The organism is Pradoshia sp. Z3_51, from assembly GCF_058215915.1.
Genome location: NZ_JBZAJC010000002.1, coordinates 438,852 through 455,870, shown reverse-complemented (window position 1 = coordinate 455,870; position 17,019 = coordinate 438,852). Strand labels below are relative to the sequence as shown.

Sequence of the window (17,019 nt, the reverse complement as noted above, 5' to 3'; positions counted from 1 at the left end):
TTACTAGAATATACCATTATGTCTACAATATTAAGCTTAAGTTTCTAAAAAAACCATAAATAAAGAAATAGCGTATTCAATTCAACCCCTATTGGCCATATCTTGATGCAAAATTATCAAATAAGAAGTGACGGACATCCTCTTCCTTATAATACTTCAGCAGCTCGTTAACCAGATTACTATATTGTTCCACTCTGCTGAGAGAATGTACGCTTGTTGTCGTCCCATCAAAGTCAGATCCAAATCCTACATGACGGGCACCTCCAAGTGAACAAACATGTTCCAGATGCCTCAATACATCAGTCAAGTTTGCCTGATTGGTACCTGTTAAAAATTCAGGGACAAATGTAAGTCCCATAACCGATTTTTTTTGAATTAATGCTTTAATTTGTTCATCACTCAAATTTCTTGGATGATCAACTAGCGATCGGCAATTTGAGTGAGAAGCAATTGGTCTGCTATGTATTTCCATGCAATCCCAAAATGCTCTCTCCGATAAATGAGATACATCACACCAGTTGTTCGTAACATTCAACAATTCAACTACCTTTTTCCCAAAGGCGGTTAGACCGGCAGCGCGTTTTTCCAATGCACCATCAGCGACCAGATTAGCCCAGTTCCATGTCAACCCTACCACTGTAACACCAAGCCTCAGTAATAGCTTCAACTTCAACATGTCGTCGCCAATACAGTCACAACCCTCCAACATGAGAATCGCACCTGTCTCTCCCTCTTTAAGCCTGCCAATATCCTTATACTTTCGAATGAATTTTAACTTCCCTGTGCCAATTATTTGGTCATAAAAAATATCCACCATGGCAAGAGCTGCATCAAAGCGGATAGAAGGATGTACATTTTCCGGTATATAAATAGCGAAAACTTGTACTTGTATATTAGCTGCTTTCAAACCAAGATTTGTTACCTCTAGCTCCCTGCTATGATAAAAGTCCAATTTTGGATTAAGAAACAGCTTCATTAACACATCACAATGTGCATCAAATATTCTCATTTAAGCTAATCCCCCATGTTATGTTAGCTTCGGTTAACAAAAAGGAGCATCCTCCCGGTCGGAGAATACGCCTACCGATCCCTTATCAGAGTCAGCTCCAGTTTTACTGCAGTTTCATTTCACCGTGGTTCTATAATTAGTTTTATGGCGGTACGTTCCTCACCATCAATTAAGATATCTGTAAAAGCAGGAATGCATATAAGATCCATCCCGCTGGGTGCGACGAATCCTCTTGCAATCGCTACGGCTTTTACTGCTTGGTTTAATGCACCTGCACCTATTGCTTGGATTTCTGCTGCTCCTCTTTCTCTAAGTACTCCAGCCAGCGCTCCAGCCACAGAGTTGGGATTAGATTTTGCTGAAACCTTTAATATTTCCATTTCTGGTCCTCCTCATCTTATTCCAAGACATGTCCCCTAGTGAGTATGTTTTTTCTGTTAACTATATTCATAATGAACAAAAGATATACCATACAAAAAAGCCAACCCCTATAGGTTGGCTCCTCGCAATCGTTTTTAATAAAAGAATGGATGATCTTCATTAATTAAAATTCTCTCAGTTTTTTTCGCTTTGCCCGTTTTAGGATCTAAATCAATAATTAAACCACTAAGTACAGCTCTTCCCTCTTTTGGTACTTCAAATCTCACAGGCAGGCTTGTTAAGAATTTCTTGATGACAGCATCGCGTTCCATTCCTAGAATACCATCATAAGGCCCTGTCATTCCTACGTCAGACATGTAAGCAGTTCCTTTAGGCAGAATTCGGTTATCAGCTGTTTGGACATGTGTATGGGTCCCAACTACCGCTGACACTCGTCCATCCAGATACCATCCCATTGCCTGTTTTTCACTGGTTGCTTCAGCATGCATGTCAACAAATATAAATGGCGTTCGCTTACTGGCCTCTTCTACCAATTTATCTGCACATAAAAATGGATCATCAAGCGCAGGCATAAAGGTTCTGCCCTGCAGGTTAATAACAGCCAATTCAAACTGATTCATCTTAACAAAGGAAAGTCCCGTGCCCGGTGTTCCCTCCGGAAAATTCCCAGGGCGCACCAGATATTTTGCTTCTCCTATAAATTCAAAAATATCACGATTGTCCCAGGAATGATTACCAAGTGTAATGATATTAGCTCCGTACTCAAGTAATTCTTTATAAATTTTTTGGGTAATCCCTCTTCCAGCTGCAGCATTTTCTCCATTAATGATGACAAACTGCGGTCTATATTTTTCCTTTAACTTCCCTAAATATTCTTTCACCATTGCTCTTCCAGGTGATCCAACAATATCCCCTATAAATAATAACCTCATTTTCGCTTTCCTTTCTTTGAAACTAGGCCAAGATTATCTTTGGTATAGTTTAACTTTTTTGTTTAAAAAAGTTTCGATCTCCAAAAAAATAAAGCGGTGAGGAACACCGCTTTATTTTGCATATTCAACTGCTCTGGTCTCACGAATAACCGTCACTTTAATATGTCCCGGATAGTCCAGTTCATCTTCAATACGTTTTCTAATATCTCTGGCTAATCGGTGTGCCTCTAAATCATCAATACTTTCAGGCTTAACAATAATACGAACTTCTCGTCCTGCCTGGATTGCAAATGATTTTTCAACACCTTCATAGGATTCAGAAATATCCTCAAGTTTTTCAAGGCGACGAATATAGTTTTCAAGCGTTTCACTTCTAGCTCCAGGTCTAGCTGCAGATAATGCATCAGCAGCTGCTACCAGAATGGCAATTATAGATTTTGGTTCGGCGTCTCCATGGTGAGAAGCAATACTATTAATGACAACAGGATGTTCCTTGTACTTCGTAGCAAGTTCCACTCCTATTTCCACATGGCTTCCTTCTACTTCATGGTCAATCGCTTTACCGATATCATGCAATAGTCCAGCGCGCTTTGCCAATGTAATATCTTGACCAAGTTCTGCTGCCATCAAGCCGGATAAATAAGCTACTTCCATCGAATGTTTAAGCACATTCTGACCATAGCTTGTACGGTATCTTAAGCGGCCAAGAATTTTTATTAAATCTGGGTGTAAGCCATGAACCCCAACTTCAAATGTTGTTTGCTCACCGATTTCACGGATATGCTCATCGACTTCCCTTCTTGCTTTATCAACCATTTCTTCAATACGAGCCGGATGGATACGCCCATCCTGAACAAGCTTTTCAAGGGCAAGTCTTGCAGTTTCACGTCTAATTGGATCAAATCCAGATAAAATGACAGCTTCAGGTGTATCATCAATAATTAAATCGATTCCCGTCAACGTTTCTAGTGTTCGAATATTACGTCCTTCTCGACCGATAATTCGACCTTTCATTTCATCATTTGGAAGATTAACAACAGAAACGGTCGTTTCGGCCACATGATCTGCTGCACAACGTTGAATCGCAAGTGACAAGATTTCACGTGCCTTTTTGTCTGCTTCTTCCTTCGCTCGGTTATCGCTCTCTTTCATCATGATTGCAATATCATGTGATAGCTCTTTCTCAACACGATCAAGGATAATGGCTTTTGCTTCTTCTCTAGTCAGGCTAGAAATACGTTCAAGTTCAGAACTTTGAGCTTGAATTATCTCGTCCACTTTGCTTTCCATCTGTTCAATATGCTGTTGTCTTTGGTTCAGAGAATCTTCTTTCTTCTCCAATAAAGCCTCACGTTTATCTTGAGAGTCTGCTTTACGGTCCAGATTCTCTTCTTTTTGTAGAATTCGATTTTCCTGTCTCTGTAATTCAGTTCGTCGATCACGAACTTCCTTTTCAGCATCAGTCCGAAGCTTATGAATCTCATCCTTTGCTTCAAGAAGGGATTCCTTTTTCAAGGCGTCCGCTTCACGCTTTGCGTCCTCAATAATTTTTTCAGCTGCGTTCGTTGCGCCGGATATTTTAGATTCAGCTATAGATCTTCTTAACAAATAGCCAACAACTGCACCAACAATTAGGCCAAGCAAAATGGAGATGATAGCGATTGGATCCATCATTACACCTCCTCTTGCTATTAACTTTTTTAATCTCTTTTACTACATTGTTTTCAATTCTGGCATGTACATCATCTAAAAATATACAGCACAATCGCTTTTAGGCATGTCATAAAAAAAGATATTAATACATTTCTATTGTAAAGTTATGAAAATTTGTTGTCAAGAGCAAGTCCTGACGCTCTTTTAATCGTTTTTAGAAAATACAGACAGATATACAATTTTCGTGACCCTATCCACCTAGGTCATAGTTTCTAATAATACTCTCCACTTTAAGACAGCCGCTTCCCATTAAGTTGAGTAAAAGTACAAAAGCCGAAGAAATTATTTGTTTTTCGCATCTTTTCTAATAAAGTTATAGATTTTTCTCAAACAACACTTACTGATTGATCATACTCTGCCAGTCACAATACTACCTAAATATTATTTCTTTCATGATTCTCTTCAGAAACAGCTAAATTTATAATAAAACACACCCTGAGGCCCACCTATAGAAAGAGCAAACCCATAATCAGGTTTGCCCATTACAAACTACTTATTCAGGTAAATCAAATTTATCCATTTCCTCTGCTGCTTCAACCACTTTCGCTTCACCGTTTAATCCATAGGCTGAGCGGATTTTAATGGAAATTTCATCCCGAACATCTGGATTTTCTTTTAAGAAGAGCTTCGCATTCTCTCTTCCCTGTCCTAAGCGATCTCCATTATATGAGTACCAAGACCCACTCTTTTCAATAATATCCAATTCAGAACCAATGTCGATGATTTCTCCTTCTTTGGAAATACCCTCACCATACATAATATCAAGTTCTGCCACTTTGAAAGGTGGAGCCACTTTATTTTTAACAACCTTTACTTTAGTCCTGTTCCCTACAATATCATTTCCCTGTTTCAGTTGTTCTGCACGTCTTACTTCAAGGCGAACCGTAGAATAGAACTTAAGAGCACGACCACCTGGAGTTGTTTCTGGGTTACCAAACATAACACCAATCTTCTCACGGATTTGGTTGATAAAGATTGCTATGGTGTTAGATTTATTAATGGATCCAGAAAGTTTACGAAGAGCCTGAGACATTAAACGGGCTTGTAGACCCATATGAGAATCTCCCATTTCACCTTCAATCTCAGCTTTTGGTACTAAAGCAGCCACTGAGTCAACAACGATAATATCAATTGCACCACTTCGTACAAGCGCCTCAGCAATTTCCAATGCCTGTTCACCTGTATCTGGTTGGGAAAGTAATAATTCATCTATATTTACGCCAAGCTTTTGTGCATATGCCGGATCTAAAGCATGTTCTGCATCAATAAATGCTGCTTGTCCACCCTGTGCCTGTACTTCAGCAATTGCATGTAAAGCTACTGTCGTTTTACCGGAACTCTCCGGTCCATAAATCTCAATTATTCTACCTCTTGGATATCCACCCACACCGAGGGCTGAATCAAGAGCAAGCGAACCACTTGGAATGGTAGAAACCTTTCTGTCTGCTCTTTCCCCCAGCTTCATTACTGAACCTTTACCAAATTGCTTTTCAATTTGTTTTAGCGCCATATCGAGCGCAGCTTGACGTTCACTCACAGTTTATTTCCTCCCCATATCTATATAAAAACATTACATGTATAATTTAGAACTTATTTATACTATACCTCATCTGTCCCCATTTAACAAGTAAAAAAGCGAACGTTTATTCGTATTGTTTTAATGGTAATTTTGCTAATAAATTTAAAGAAACTCTCTAGCAAACAGAATGCTTTTAGCAGTAATTAAAGTAAAACAAAAATTATCTCAATTTTATAAACAATAGAAATCCCCAACCATATAAGTTGGGGTTTTCTATTATGCATATAACTCTCTCAACTTTCGGATAAGAAAATGACAGCCATACTTCATGCTTCTTACCCGATTAACCTCACGCATACCGCCTAAGTCCAATCTCTTTGCGTACGTTTTCTGACCGGAAATGGCTATACCGATATAAACAGTCCCTACCGGATGACCTTCCAATTCATCTGGTCCAGCTACTCCAGTAAAACTAATCCCAATATCAGATTGGAGCATGGCTTTAATATTATCAGCCATTTCCATAGCACATTGCTCACTGACAACTCCATATTGGTCGATGGTTGATTGTTCGACCTTCAAAAGCTTTTCCTTTGCTTCATTGGTATAAACAACAATACCGCCCTTAAGGATTAAACCGGCTCCCTGTATATCCGTCATTTTTTCCTGAAACATTCCGCCGGTTAAGCTTTCTGCTGCCGATATTGTAAGCTCATTTTCTTTTAAAAGATTGATAAGTTCAGTCATAATAGTCGCATCATCATATCCGTAAAAATATTCTCCCACACGCGAAAGAATTTTTTCTTCTGTCTCTTTTAATAGTTTGTCAGCTTCTTCAATAGATTCATGTTTAGCTGTAATACGAAGAGTTACCTCTCCATCTGAGGCAAGAGGCGCTATTGTCGGATTACTTTGCTGATCCAGTAAATCTTCTATTTCTGTTTCAAGCTGTGATTCCCCAATACCAAAGAAACGGAGGACTCGGGAATCTATACGCTCCACCCTGTCCATTAATCTCAAAAGATAAGGAACTGCAAAATTTTGATGCATTGGCTGCATTTCACTTGGAGGACCTGGTAATAAAATGTGAAGAATATCCCCATGAGACACAACCATTCCGGGAGCCATTCCATTTTGATTAGGGAATACTTCCGATCCTCCAATAACCAATGCTTGCTTCCGGTTGTTTTCTGTCATCACCCGTTTTATTTTCTTGAAATATTCTTCAATATTTTCCATAGCTTTTTGGTCTGTTATTAATGTTTTACCTATATGGGCAGCTACAACTTCTTTTGTTATATCATCCTTTGTTGGTCCCAACCCACCAGTGTATATTATGAGATTTGCTCGGGATTCTGCAATTTCAATAGCCTTTTTTAATCGTACAGGATTATCCCCAACTACTGTATGGTAATATACGTTAATACCTATCTCTGCCAGGCTTTTTGATATAAACTGAGCATTGGTATTTGCAATCTGTCCAAGTAATAACTCAGAGCCTACCGCTATTAATTCTGCATTCATTCTGTCACCCGCCATTTAACAAGTTATATTTAGAATGATACCCTTATTTAGAATTTAAAAACGCATGTTTATTCTTAGCAAAGTAATCCCAGCCAGACCATAGAGTAAAGAATAAGGCTACGTAAAGAGCTATATCAGCAAACGGGAAATTAATCCACGCAAATGGTAGATTATGCAATAGTAATGCAGCTATAGCTATGATTTGAGTCCATGTTTTAATTTTACCCAATTGATTCGCTGCAACCACTTCACCTTCACCGGCTAGAACCAGGCGAAGACCTGTTACCGCAAATTCACGGCTGATAATTAAAATAACAATCCAAGCAGGGGCCAACTCGTATCCTACAAGGATAATTAATGCTGCAGATACAAGAAGTTTATCTGCCAACGGATCAAGAAACTTTCCAAGGGTTGTGACCAGATTATGTTTTCTAGCATAATATCCATCAATCCAATCAGTAGTGGAAGCAATGATAAAAATGATAGCTCCAACAAAATGAGAGATAGGCAACTCCACATCGTTAATCACCCACGTTCCCCAATCAATGGATGGAAGCATGATAATCATAAACACAGGGATCATGCAAATTCTGGAAATCGTTATCTTGTTCGGTAAATTCACTTGATGTTCCTCACTTTACTTTTAAATTTTATTTATAAAAGGATAGACGAGAGAAGGCCATCCATTGATGACCTTCCAATCTTACTCCTTCGTGTAATCAATCGTTATGTTTTGAACAATCAGTTCACTTTCATACTCCAGTTTTTCATCATTAACAAAAATTTCAGTGTCTGGAGTTTTCCCTATATTCATGACTATTTGATTATCATCTGAAAGATCAAAATCCTGGCTTTCTCCATTTTGAATCACCCCATTGAAGAGATTTTCTCCCTTGGAGTTTTTAACAGATACCCATGTCTCGCCGGTAGATTTTACTGATACCTTAAATTCATCTGTATTACTTAATTCATATGTTGTATTTTTTCCATTCGCGGAGGTCACTTTCAGCTCAGCAGAACCTGCTTCTTCCGGCTCTTTAGATTCTTCCTCAGCATTCTCTGGATTACTTTCTTCTTCTGTTTCCGTTTCTTCTTTCTCATTGGTGTTTTCTTCTTGGTTTGTGGATTCACCCTGCTCAAGTCTTACAGGGTCACCGTTTTGATTAACTGTCCCTGTGTCATCATTATTACCAATGGCTTTTGCTACAAAGTAATAAATAATAGCCACTACTGCAACAAGGAACACAGCTATCAAAATTTTAGGAAGTACTTCCATCCACTTTGAATGCTGTACTGGCAATGTTTTTTTCGATTGCACTCTAGATAATTTTTGAGGAATCTCCTCCTGCTGAACTGCCGCAGGAATATCCGTTTGATGCTCCGCAAAAAGCTGTTCAGGATCTAATCCAACTGCTTCAGCATATTGTTTAATAAACGCTCTGACATAGAATTTGCCCGGCATCATTTCATAATTGCCTTCTTCTATACCAACAAGATAACGCTTTTGTATTTTGGTTATCTGTTGAAGGTCATCCAGGGTTAATCCTTTAGACTCTCTGGCTTCCTTTAATACTTTACCTAATTCCGTCATATAAACACCTTCTAATCACTAAAAATCAAACGATCCAAATTCGGATCCTCCAAATAAAGAGGACTGTTGGTCTACTGCTTCATATGTGATCTCTTCGTTCGGGTCATTACGTAGTTCAATAATATAATCAAAATCGTTCATTGTATACTCTGAATTTTGTACAAACACATCAGGATGTTCAACAACTTTAATTGAATCAAGTCTCATGATCTCACGCACAAGCTGCCAATGCCTTTCATTGGCTCTGCGAGTTGAAACAATCCCATCCAGAATAAATAAGTTATCTTCATTGTATTCATCTTCAATTAATTGATTTCGAACGGTTTGTTTTAATAAGGTGGAAGATACAAATAACCACCGCTTATTCGCACAAACACTTGCAGCAACAATCGATTCAGTTTTACCAACCCGGGGCATACCCCTGATTCCAATTAGTTTATGGCCTTCCTGTTTAAAAAGCTCGGCCATAAAATCAACTAGAAGCCCAAGATCTTCTCTTACAAATCGGAATGTTTTTCGATCATCTGCATCTCTTTGTATATAACGACCATGTCTGACTGCTAACCGATCTCTTAATTTCGGCTCTCTAAGTTTAGTTACTTTTATCGTATCCATTGTTTGCAGAATTGATTCCAGGCGTTCAATTTGACGATTATCCTTCGCCAAGAGAAGCATACCTCTTCTCCCCTCATCCACACCATTGATGGTTACGATATTTATGGAGAGCATTCCTAGCAAAGAAGAAATATCCCCTAACAAACCGGGACGGTTAATTTTAATTTCATATTCAAAATACCATTCCTTCTTGTCCATACCGTTCCCCCTAAGAGAAATATTTGACAAATTCCTTCAATATTTTCCCTATATCCTATCATATCTGATTTACTGACGAGTGGAAAGCAAAATACATAGTGTAGCATTAAATACTTATGTATTCCATCCGCCATTCACACTGATAATCTGCCCTGTTATATAACTGGAGTCTTCTGAGAGGACAAAGGAAACAACTCCAGAGATATCCTTCGGATGCCCCAGCCGCCCCATTGGGATTTCTTCTTCCAATTCTCTAAGCTCTTCAGAATCGAATCGATTGAGCATAGGTGTGGAAATTGCACCGGGTGATATAGCATTTACACGGATTCCAGAAGGTGCAAGCTCCTTCGCAAGTGCCTTGATAAAAGAATTCTGTCCACCTTTTACCATTGAATAAAGAACTTCACAGGAAGCACCCACTTCTCCCCAAATAGAAGTAATGGCAATGATACTGCCATCTTTTTTTTGTATTAACTTAGGAACTAGTCCTTTAGTCAATAAAAAGGGAGATGTAATATGTAATGAAACCATCTGTTTGGCTCGGTCATCGGTTATATCTGTTATTAAACCAAAATGACTGTCACCGCTATTTAGTATTATCGTATCAATTTGATTAATTTCGTCAATTATAACTTGATGTCCGCCATCTTTACTTAGATCAGCCTGAATTACTTTCACCTGTATTTGAAATGGTTTTAACTGATCTAAAAGCGAATTAATTCCGCTAAGATTACGGTTATAATGGAGATATAGATTCCAGCCCTCTGCAGCCAAACGTAATGCAATTGCTTGACCAATTCCTCCACTAGCACCCGTAATGAGTGCATATTTTCCATTCATAATAAAAACCCCTTGCCGTAAATAACACTTACAATACTTTTCATTATAAAGCTTGAAGATAAAAAGTAAAACCACCAATTGAAAATAGTCAATTGTTTCTAATATAAGCTTCTTTAATCCTACCAAATAGTTATCGTAAACCAGTGAATCAGTTAAGCTGGTTAATTGTCCGTTTACCTTGTATTATATAAACAAATTTAAATACAAAAAGAGCCAAAACCATTACGGCTTGGCTCTTACCCATTCAGGATGGAAGTATTTGAAATACTGACATTCTATCCTCATCTATAAATTCCTGTACTGCTTTATTCACTTCATCATAGGTCAAAGCTTCCAAAACAGTCACAACATCAAATAGCTTCATGTCATTAAAAGCATATCGTGTAAATTGATTGGCTATCGATTCAGGTGAATTCAATGACCTGAGGAAGGCACCAATTTTCTTCTTACGAATTGAATTTAATTTTTCCTCTGTTACAATTTTTCCTTCGCGGGCCGCAAAAAGAATATTTTTCAATTCTTCCTCTAAATGATCCGGCTTATCTGTATCACTGCCGACCATTCCAAATCCAAATCCATATTCCTGTGTATAATCATAAAAGAATGAATGGTCAATTAACCCTTCAGAATATAGTTTTTCATAATACTCGGAGCTTTTTCCAAAAGTCATATCCAGAAAGAGGTTGATAGATAGCTCTTGTTTTAATAAATCAATCCCCTGGAGAGTTGGATTATTTGCCTTCAATCCAACCACACACTTAGGCGTCTGGACATGCATATTGGTTGAGCGTTTTTTAGTAGCGACATTAGCCGGCTCTGCATCAAATTTCCGTTCGATTTCCCCACGTTTATCGAAGTTTTTCTTAGCCTGGTTGTCACGAACTTGCTGCATGATTGTTTCCGGATCCAATGGCCCTGTAATAAACAGAAGCATGTTGCTTGGATGATAAAATGCATTGTAGCACTTATAGAGCAGTTCTTTTGTTATTCCTGAAATCGACTCAATGGTACCAGCTATATCAATTTTCACAGGATGATTATGATATAGATTTTCAATAATACCGAAATATAATCTCCAATCTGCATTATCATCATACATGGTAATTTCCTGGCCAATAATCCCTTTTTCTTTTTCCACACTCTTATCCGAGAAATATGGTTCCTGGACAAAATCAACTAATGTTTCTAAATTTTTCTCTACATCCGTTGTACTGGAAAAAAGGTACGCTGTTCGAGTAAAGGATGTAAAAGCATTGGCCGCTGCACCTTGTTTACTGAACTGCTGGAATACATCACCATCTTCTTTTTCGAACAATTTATGCTCTAGGAAGTGCGCAATTCCATCCGGGACCCTGGAATATTCATCTGCACCGGGCTCTTTAAAATGATTATCGATTGATCCATATTTAGTTGTAAAAGTGGCATAGGTCTTATTAAATCCTTTTTTCGGAAGGATGTACACAGACAAACCATTATCCATTTTTTCGAAATATAATTCTTCCTGAAGCTGGTCAAATAGTATTTTCTCCATTACTCAGTCACCTCATCTCCACTTAAAAAATAGATCGTATCCATTTGAATTTTTTCTCCACAAGCCACAATTTCATCCTTTGTTACTCTATCAATCGAAGACAACCAATCATCCAATGGTTTATCAACAGCGGCAACCACATTATGATATAGAACTTCTGTTAGACCACGGGAGGTGTCGATCGTTTCGAGCAATTGATTTTTAATGATTGCTTTTGTTTGTTCCATTTCTTGATCCGAAAATTCGCCCTTTTTCATAGCTTCCATTTGTTCTTTTATGATCGTTACTGCCTGATTATAATTTTTATTATCAATGCCGGACATAACCATTAAAAGACCTTTATGACTTTCAAGTCGTGATGCGGCATAATACGCCAAACTTGCTTTTTCACGAACGTTTATGAAAAGTTTAGAGTGTGAAAACCCTCCAAATATCCCATTAAACATTTGCAAAGCAAAATAATCTCGATCGCCATAAGTGATATTTGTTCGGTAGCCAATATTCAGCTTACCCTGTTTGATATCCTGCGTTTCTTTCAGTTCTTTCACTTCAAGGATATCATGTTTATTATGCATAACCCGTTCAGGTTTTCTCTCCGCGAACTGAAAGTATTCACTAGACATTTGCGTTACCCTGGCTTCATCCAAATCCCCAATTACATAGAGGTCCAATTCATCTTCGGCAAACGCTTTTTTATAATAATTGTATAGGGATTCAGGAGTAATTTCATCGACTTCGCTTATAATCCCGTTTGCTTCCAGCCGATAATTTTCTTCCATACACATTTCCTGAGTTAAGCGTAATGAAGAATAACGCATTTTATCATCATATACAGCCTGCAGCCTTTGTTTCAGAGCACGCTTTTCCTTTGCAACTGTATCCGCATCAAAAGCATCTCCCTTTACATTAGGATTAATCAAAACATCATGTAAAAGCTTAAACGCTTGTTCCAACAGCGGTTCAGGCTTGGATAAAAATCGTTCATTTACCATTTCCATTTGAAAACTCATAATATGATATTCGCCTTTTTTACTGACATCTGTAAAAAGACTGGCTCCATATAATTGATCTAGATGGGAGCGGAAAGCTGTAGATGTTGGATATGCAGCTGTATTACTTTGCAGGACATTTGGCAACAAAGCTCTATATGTAACGGTTTCTTCCTTTAAAGGTGCTTTCATCTTCCAAACAAGCGTCGTTGTTTTAAATTTCTTAGTTGGTACAAAATGAATCGTAATGCCAGCTTGTTTTAGTTTAATCTCATCAATAACTGCCATATTTTTGACCTCCCTTTACTCAATGTTATGCAGGTTCTTAACCATATTGTTCGTCTCAAGGATTTTTTTTAAACCTTTAGTTTGAATATACAGGTTAAATGGAATGTAAATCAAGGAACTGACCCTGACCTTCTTTCATTCTTTCTTCTAAATTCGATCTAATTAAAATCGACACGCTTTAGGTTAGAAAAAAAAAGACAAGGACTGCTCTTGCAATAAGAACAGCACTTGTCTTTGATTAAATCATGAATGAGTTTACCTTTTAACGTTTTCCTTTGATATATGGCGTACCGGATGCTTTTGGAGCATCTGCACGTCCAATAAATCCTGTTAAAGCCAGAATCGTTAATACATATGGCAAAATTAACATATATACATTCGGAATGTCACTAAAGAATGGCAGCATTGAGCTTACAATACTTAAACATTGCGCAAATCCAAAGAATAACGCTGCGCCCATTGCACCAATTGGATGCCATTTACCGAATATCATAGCTGCAAGCGCCATAAAACCTTGTCCGGATATTGTCGCATGAGTAAAGTCTAAAGCAATAGTCGAAGCATAAATAGCTCCACCCAACGCTCCCAGAATTCCACTTAAAATAACACCAATATAACGCATTTTATTAACGTTTATCCCCATTGTGTCAGCGGCCATTGGATGTTCACCAACTGAACGAAGGCGTAAACCAAACGGTGTTTTATAAATGGCATACCAGCAAATCACAGCAATCACAATCGCCAGAATCGAGGTTAAATATACATCTGAGAATAAAATTTTACCCAATACAGGTATATCACTTAAACCAGGTATATCAAAACTGTAAAATGGTTCAGCAATTTTATCAGTTTGTCCTTTTCCGTAAACTAATTTCACAAGGAACATACAAGCTCCAAGCGCCAACATATTAATGGCTACCCCACTGACTGTTTGGTCAGCCCTGAATGTTATAGATGCAACTGCATGCAATAGGGAGAAAATCCCACCAACTACCATAGCTACAACTAATGAAATCCAAGGAGTCCATTCATGAAATGTATCTGCAAATGTCAAGTTGAATACAATGCTTGTAAAAGCACCAACTACCATTAAACCTTCTAATCCAATATTTACTACACCAGAACGCTCAGAAAATACACCACCGAGGGCTGTCAGAATAAGTGGAGAGGCGTAAACAAGTGTAGAAGGAACAAGTATCGCTAGTATCTCTAAAAAACTCACTTATTCCACCCCCTTTTTCTTGCTAAACTTTCTCAGCATGAGACGAATAACATAACTGGATGCAACAAAGAATATGATTAAAGCTATAACTACATCAATGATTTCAGTTGGTATTCCAGTTTCCATTGGCATATTTAATGAACCATATTTCAATCCACCGAATAATAAAGCTGCAAGCACAACTCCAATCGCTGTATTAGCACCTAGTAATGCAACTGCGATTCCGTCAAAACCTACTCCTGTATGCGCCCCTTTTACACCAATATACTCGAATGTTCCAAGTCCTTCCATAGCACCAGCAAGTCCTGCAAAAGCACCAGAGATCAGCATGGCATAAACTATATTGCGATCTACACTGATACCTGCATATTTAGATGCATGCTGGTTAAAACCGACAGCTTTTAATTCGTAGCCTCTTGTTGTTTTCTCTAATAAAAACCACATTATGATTGCTCCAAGAATAGCTATCGCAAATCCCCAGTGTAATCTAGAGTTAATCGTCATTTCAGCTAAAAAGTCAGAACGTAAAGATGCTGATGGAGCAATCTTTTCAGTTTTGTCCATGTTATCTGTTAAAACGTAAGTGATAATATAGTTAACTACATGAAGAGAAATGTAGTTCATCATAATGGTTGTTATAACTTCATGCACTCTAAATTTAGCTTTTAAGAGACCTGGAATGAATGCCCATAAAGCACCAGCTAAAGCAGCAACAATGACCGCAAGCGGCAAATGGATGATTTTAGGAAGGTCAGTAAATAACGTTCCAATCCAAACAGCACCTAACCATCCCATTAAAAACTGGCCCTCAACACCAATATTAAAAAGTCCAGTCCTAAATGCAAAGGCAACGGCTAAACCTGCAAGTATATAAGGGCTCACTTGACGGATTGTCTCACCTATTGCATAGGAATCATAGAATATACCATCCCATAAAGCTCCATAACCAGCTATCGGATCATAACCGCTGACCCACATTACGATAGCACCTGCGATTAAACCGAGCAAGACAGCTATAACAGGGATTAATAAGTTCGATAATCTTTTATACATTAGCTTTTCCCCGCTTCCTTAACCTTACTTCCTGCCATTAATAATCCGAGTTCCTGTTCAGTCGTTTTCTTAGGATCAACAATAGCCACAATGGAACCTTCATATATAACAGCAATACGGTCACTAACATTTAAAATTTCATCCAGCTCAAAGGAAACAAGCAATACTGCTTTCCCCTGATCTCGTTGCTCAATTAAACGTTTGTGAATGAACTCAATAGCTCCTACATCAAGGCCACGTGTTGGCTGAGCAGCAATTAACAAATCAGGATTTCGATCTATTTCACGAGCAATGATCGCCTTTTGCTGGTTTCCTCCAGACAAAGCTCTTGCCGGAGTATACTCACTTGGAGTACGAACATCAAACTCTTTAATTAAAGTACGAGCTTTATTAAAGATATTTTTATAATTTAAGATTCCCCATTTTGAAAGTGGTTTTTGATAATATGTTTGGAGAACCATATTCTCGCCAATTGAATAGTCTAGTACAAGACCATATTTATGTCGATCCTGAGGAATATGCCCAATTCCTGTTTCTGTAATTTTCCTTGGACTCTTCTTCTGGATTTCAGTCCCATTTATAGAAATGGTACCGGATTCTGGTTTTCTCAGGCCAGTGATTGCTTCAATCAGCTCAGATTGTCCATTTCCATCGACACCTGCAATCCCCACAATTTCTCCTGCACGAACGGATAGGTTAAGGCTTCGAATTGCTTCAACACCACGGGAGTCTTTAACTACAAGATCTTGTATATTCAATACCTCTCCACTTGGATTTGCATCCTGCTTCACAGTTGTAAAAACCACTTCTCGCCCTACCATCAGACTCGCTAATTCATTAGGATTCGTTTCACTGACATTTACAGTACCAATTCCTTTTCCTTTACGAATAACCGTACAACGGTCACAGACTTCCATAATCTCTTTAAGTTTGTGAGTAATCAGTATGATGGATTTACCTTCAGTGATCAAATTTTGCATGATCTGTATTAACTCTTTGATTTCCTGTGGTGTCAATACGGCTGTAGGTTCATCAAAAATAAGAATGTCAGCTCCACGATATAGAGTTTTAAGGATTTCAACCCTTTGCTGCATACCTACAGAGATATCAGAAATCTTGGCATCCGGATCAATTTTCAATCCATATCTTTCTGATAACTGCCTAACTTCCTGGGCAGCCTCTTTTAAATCAATTTTTCCACCTTTGGTGGGCTCCTTACCAAGAATAATGTTTTCTGTTACTGTGAACGTATCAACAAGCATGAAATGCTGATGCACCATTCCTATGCCCAAGTCATTTGCAATATTTGGGCTTGTAATTTTTACTTCCTTACCATTTACACGGATTTCCCCTTGTTCTGGCTGGTAAAGACCGAACAAGACATTCATTAACGTGGATTTTCCTGCACCATTTTCTCCCAACAACGCATGAATCTCACCTTTTTTTAATTGCAAGGTGATATCATCATTTGCGACGATGCCCGGGAACTCTTTACGGATGTGCAACATCTCAATAACATAGTCCACAGTTTTTTCACTCCTTTTTCCAGAGAAGATTCATAAGTAAGATGACAAAAGAAAAGTTGCCAATCTAGTTTTAGCAACCTTTCCTTTA

The 17,019-nt window shown here is 38.2% G+C and carries 15 protein-coding genes; all 15 read right to left on the bottom strand.

What is annotated here, in order from left to right; translation table 11 throughout:
- Positions 1-88: 88 nt before the first annotated feature.
- Complete coding sequence (locus tag AC4BHA_RS05840) at positions 89-1,009, bottom strand: dipeptidase (RefSeq protein ID WP_066100249.1); 921 nt, start codon at positions 1,007-1,009, stop codon at positions 89-91.
- A 119-nt stretch (positions 1,010-1,128) separates the two neighbouring features.
- The gene (gene spoVS, locus AC4BHA_RS05835) at positions 1,129-1,389 is read right to left on the bottom strand and encodes a stage V sporulation protein SpoVS (protein ID WP_066100252.1); all 261 of its coding nucleotides are present in this window, start codon (positions 1,387-1,389) and stop codon (positions 1,129-1,131) included.
- 135 nt (positions 1,390-1,524) lie between these two features.
- Positions 1,525-2,322, bottom strand: a complete 798-nt coding sequence (locus AC4BHA_RS05830) for a TIGR00282 family metallophosphoesterase (RefSeq protein ID WP_066100255.1) — start codon at positions 2,320-2,322, stop codon at positions 1,525-1,527.
- A 111-nt stretch (positions 2,323-2,433) separates the two neighbouring features.
- On the bottom strand, positions 2,434-3,993 hold the full coding sequence (gene rny, locus AC4BHA_RS05825; protein ID WP_066100258.1) for a ribonuclease Y: 1,560 nt from the start codon (positions 3,991-3,993) through the stop codon (positions 2,434-2,436).
- 535 nt (positions 3,994-4,528) lie between these two features.
- Positions 4,529-5,572, bottom strand: coding sequence for a recombinase RecA (recA, locus tag AC4BHA_RS05820; protein WP_066100261.1), 1,044 nt, complete (start codon positions 5,570-5,572; stop codon positions 4,529-4,531).
- 258 nt (positions 5,573-5,830) lie between these two features.
- Positions 5,831-7,078 (bottom strand): competence/damage-inducible protein A, encoded by a 1,248-nt coding sequence (locus AC4BHA_RS05815; RefSeq protein ID WP_066100267.1) that lies wholly within the window; start codon positions 7,076-7,078, stop codon positions 5,831-5,833.
- Positions 7,079-7,121: 43 nt separating this feature from the next.
- The gene (gene pgsA / locus AC4BHA_RS05810; RefSeq protein WP_066100270.1) at positions 7,122-7,700 is read right to left on the bottom strand and encodes a CDP-diacylglycerol--glycerol-3-phosphate 3-phosphatidyltransferase; all 579 of its coding nucleotides are present in this window, start codon (positions 7,698-7,700) and stop codon (positions 7,122-7,124) included.
- Positions 7,701-7,781: 81 nt separating this feature from the next.
- Positions 7,782-8,669: a helix-turn-helix domain-containing protein gene (locus tag AC4BHA_RS05805; protein WP_140461289.1), complete on the bottom strand. Its 888-nt coding sequence runs from the start codon at positions 8,667-8,669 to the stop codon at positions 7,782-7,784.
- A gap of 18 nt (positions 8,670-8,687) precedes the next feature.
- Positions 8,688-9,482 carry a DUF3388 domain-containing protein gene (locus tag AC4BHA_RS05800; protein WP_066100277.1) on the bottom strand — a complete coding sequence of 265 codons (795 nt, stop codon included), beginning with the start codon at positions 9,480-9,482 and terminating at the stop codon, positions 8,688-8,690.
- A 114-nt stretch (positions 9,483-9,596) separates the two neighbouring features.
- Positions 9,597-10,322, bottom strand: coding sequence for an elongation factor P 5-aminopentanone reductase (gene ymfI / locus AC4BHA_RS05795; protein WP_066100280.1), 726 nt, complete (start codon positions 10,320-10,322; stop codon positions 9,597-9,599).
- A 244-nt stretch (positions 10,323-10,566) separates the two neighbouring features.
- Complete coding sequence (gene yfmH / locus AC4BHA_RS05790; protein ID WP_066100283.1) at positions 10,567-11,853, bottom strand: EF-P 5-aminopentanol modification-associated protein YfmH; 1,287 nt, start codon at positions 11,851-11,853, stop codon at positions 10,567-10,569.
- Complete coding sequence (gene yfmF, locus AC4BHA_RS05785) at positions 11,853-13,130, bottom strand: EF-P 5-aminopentanol modification-associated protein YfmF (protein ID WP_066100285.1); 1,278 nt, start codon at positions 13,128-13,130, stop codon at positions 11,853-11,855. Before yfmF ends, yfmH begins: the two co-directional genes overlap by 1 nt.
- Before the next feature lie 262 nt (positions 13,131-13,392).
- On the bottom strand, positions 13,393-14,352 hold the full coding sequence (locus AC4BHA_RS05780; RefSeq protein ID WP_066100288.1) for an ABC transporter permease: 960 nt from the start codon (positions 14,350-14,352) through the stop codon (positions 13,393-13,395).
- Entirely contained in the window at positions 14,353-15,405 is a 1,053-nt protein-coding gene (locus AC4BHA_RS05775; RefSeq protein WP_066100291.1) for an ABC transporter permease, read from the bottom strand.
- Positions 15,405-16,931, bottom strand: coding sequence for an ABC transporter ATP-binding protein (locus AC4BHA_RS05770; RefSeq protein ID WP_066100293.1), 1,527 nt, complete (start codon positions 16,929-16,931; stop codon positions 15,405-15,407). Before AC4BHA_RS05770 ends, AC4BHA_RS05775 begins: the two co-directional genes overlap by 1 nt.
- Positions 16,932-17,019: the final 88 nt, after the last annotated feature.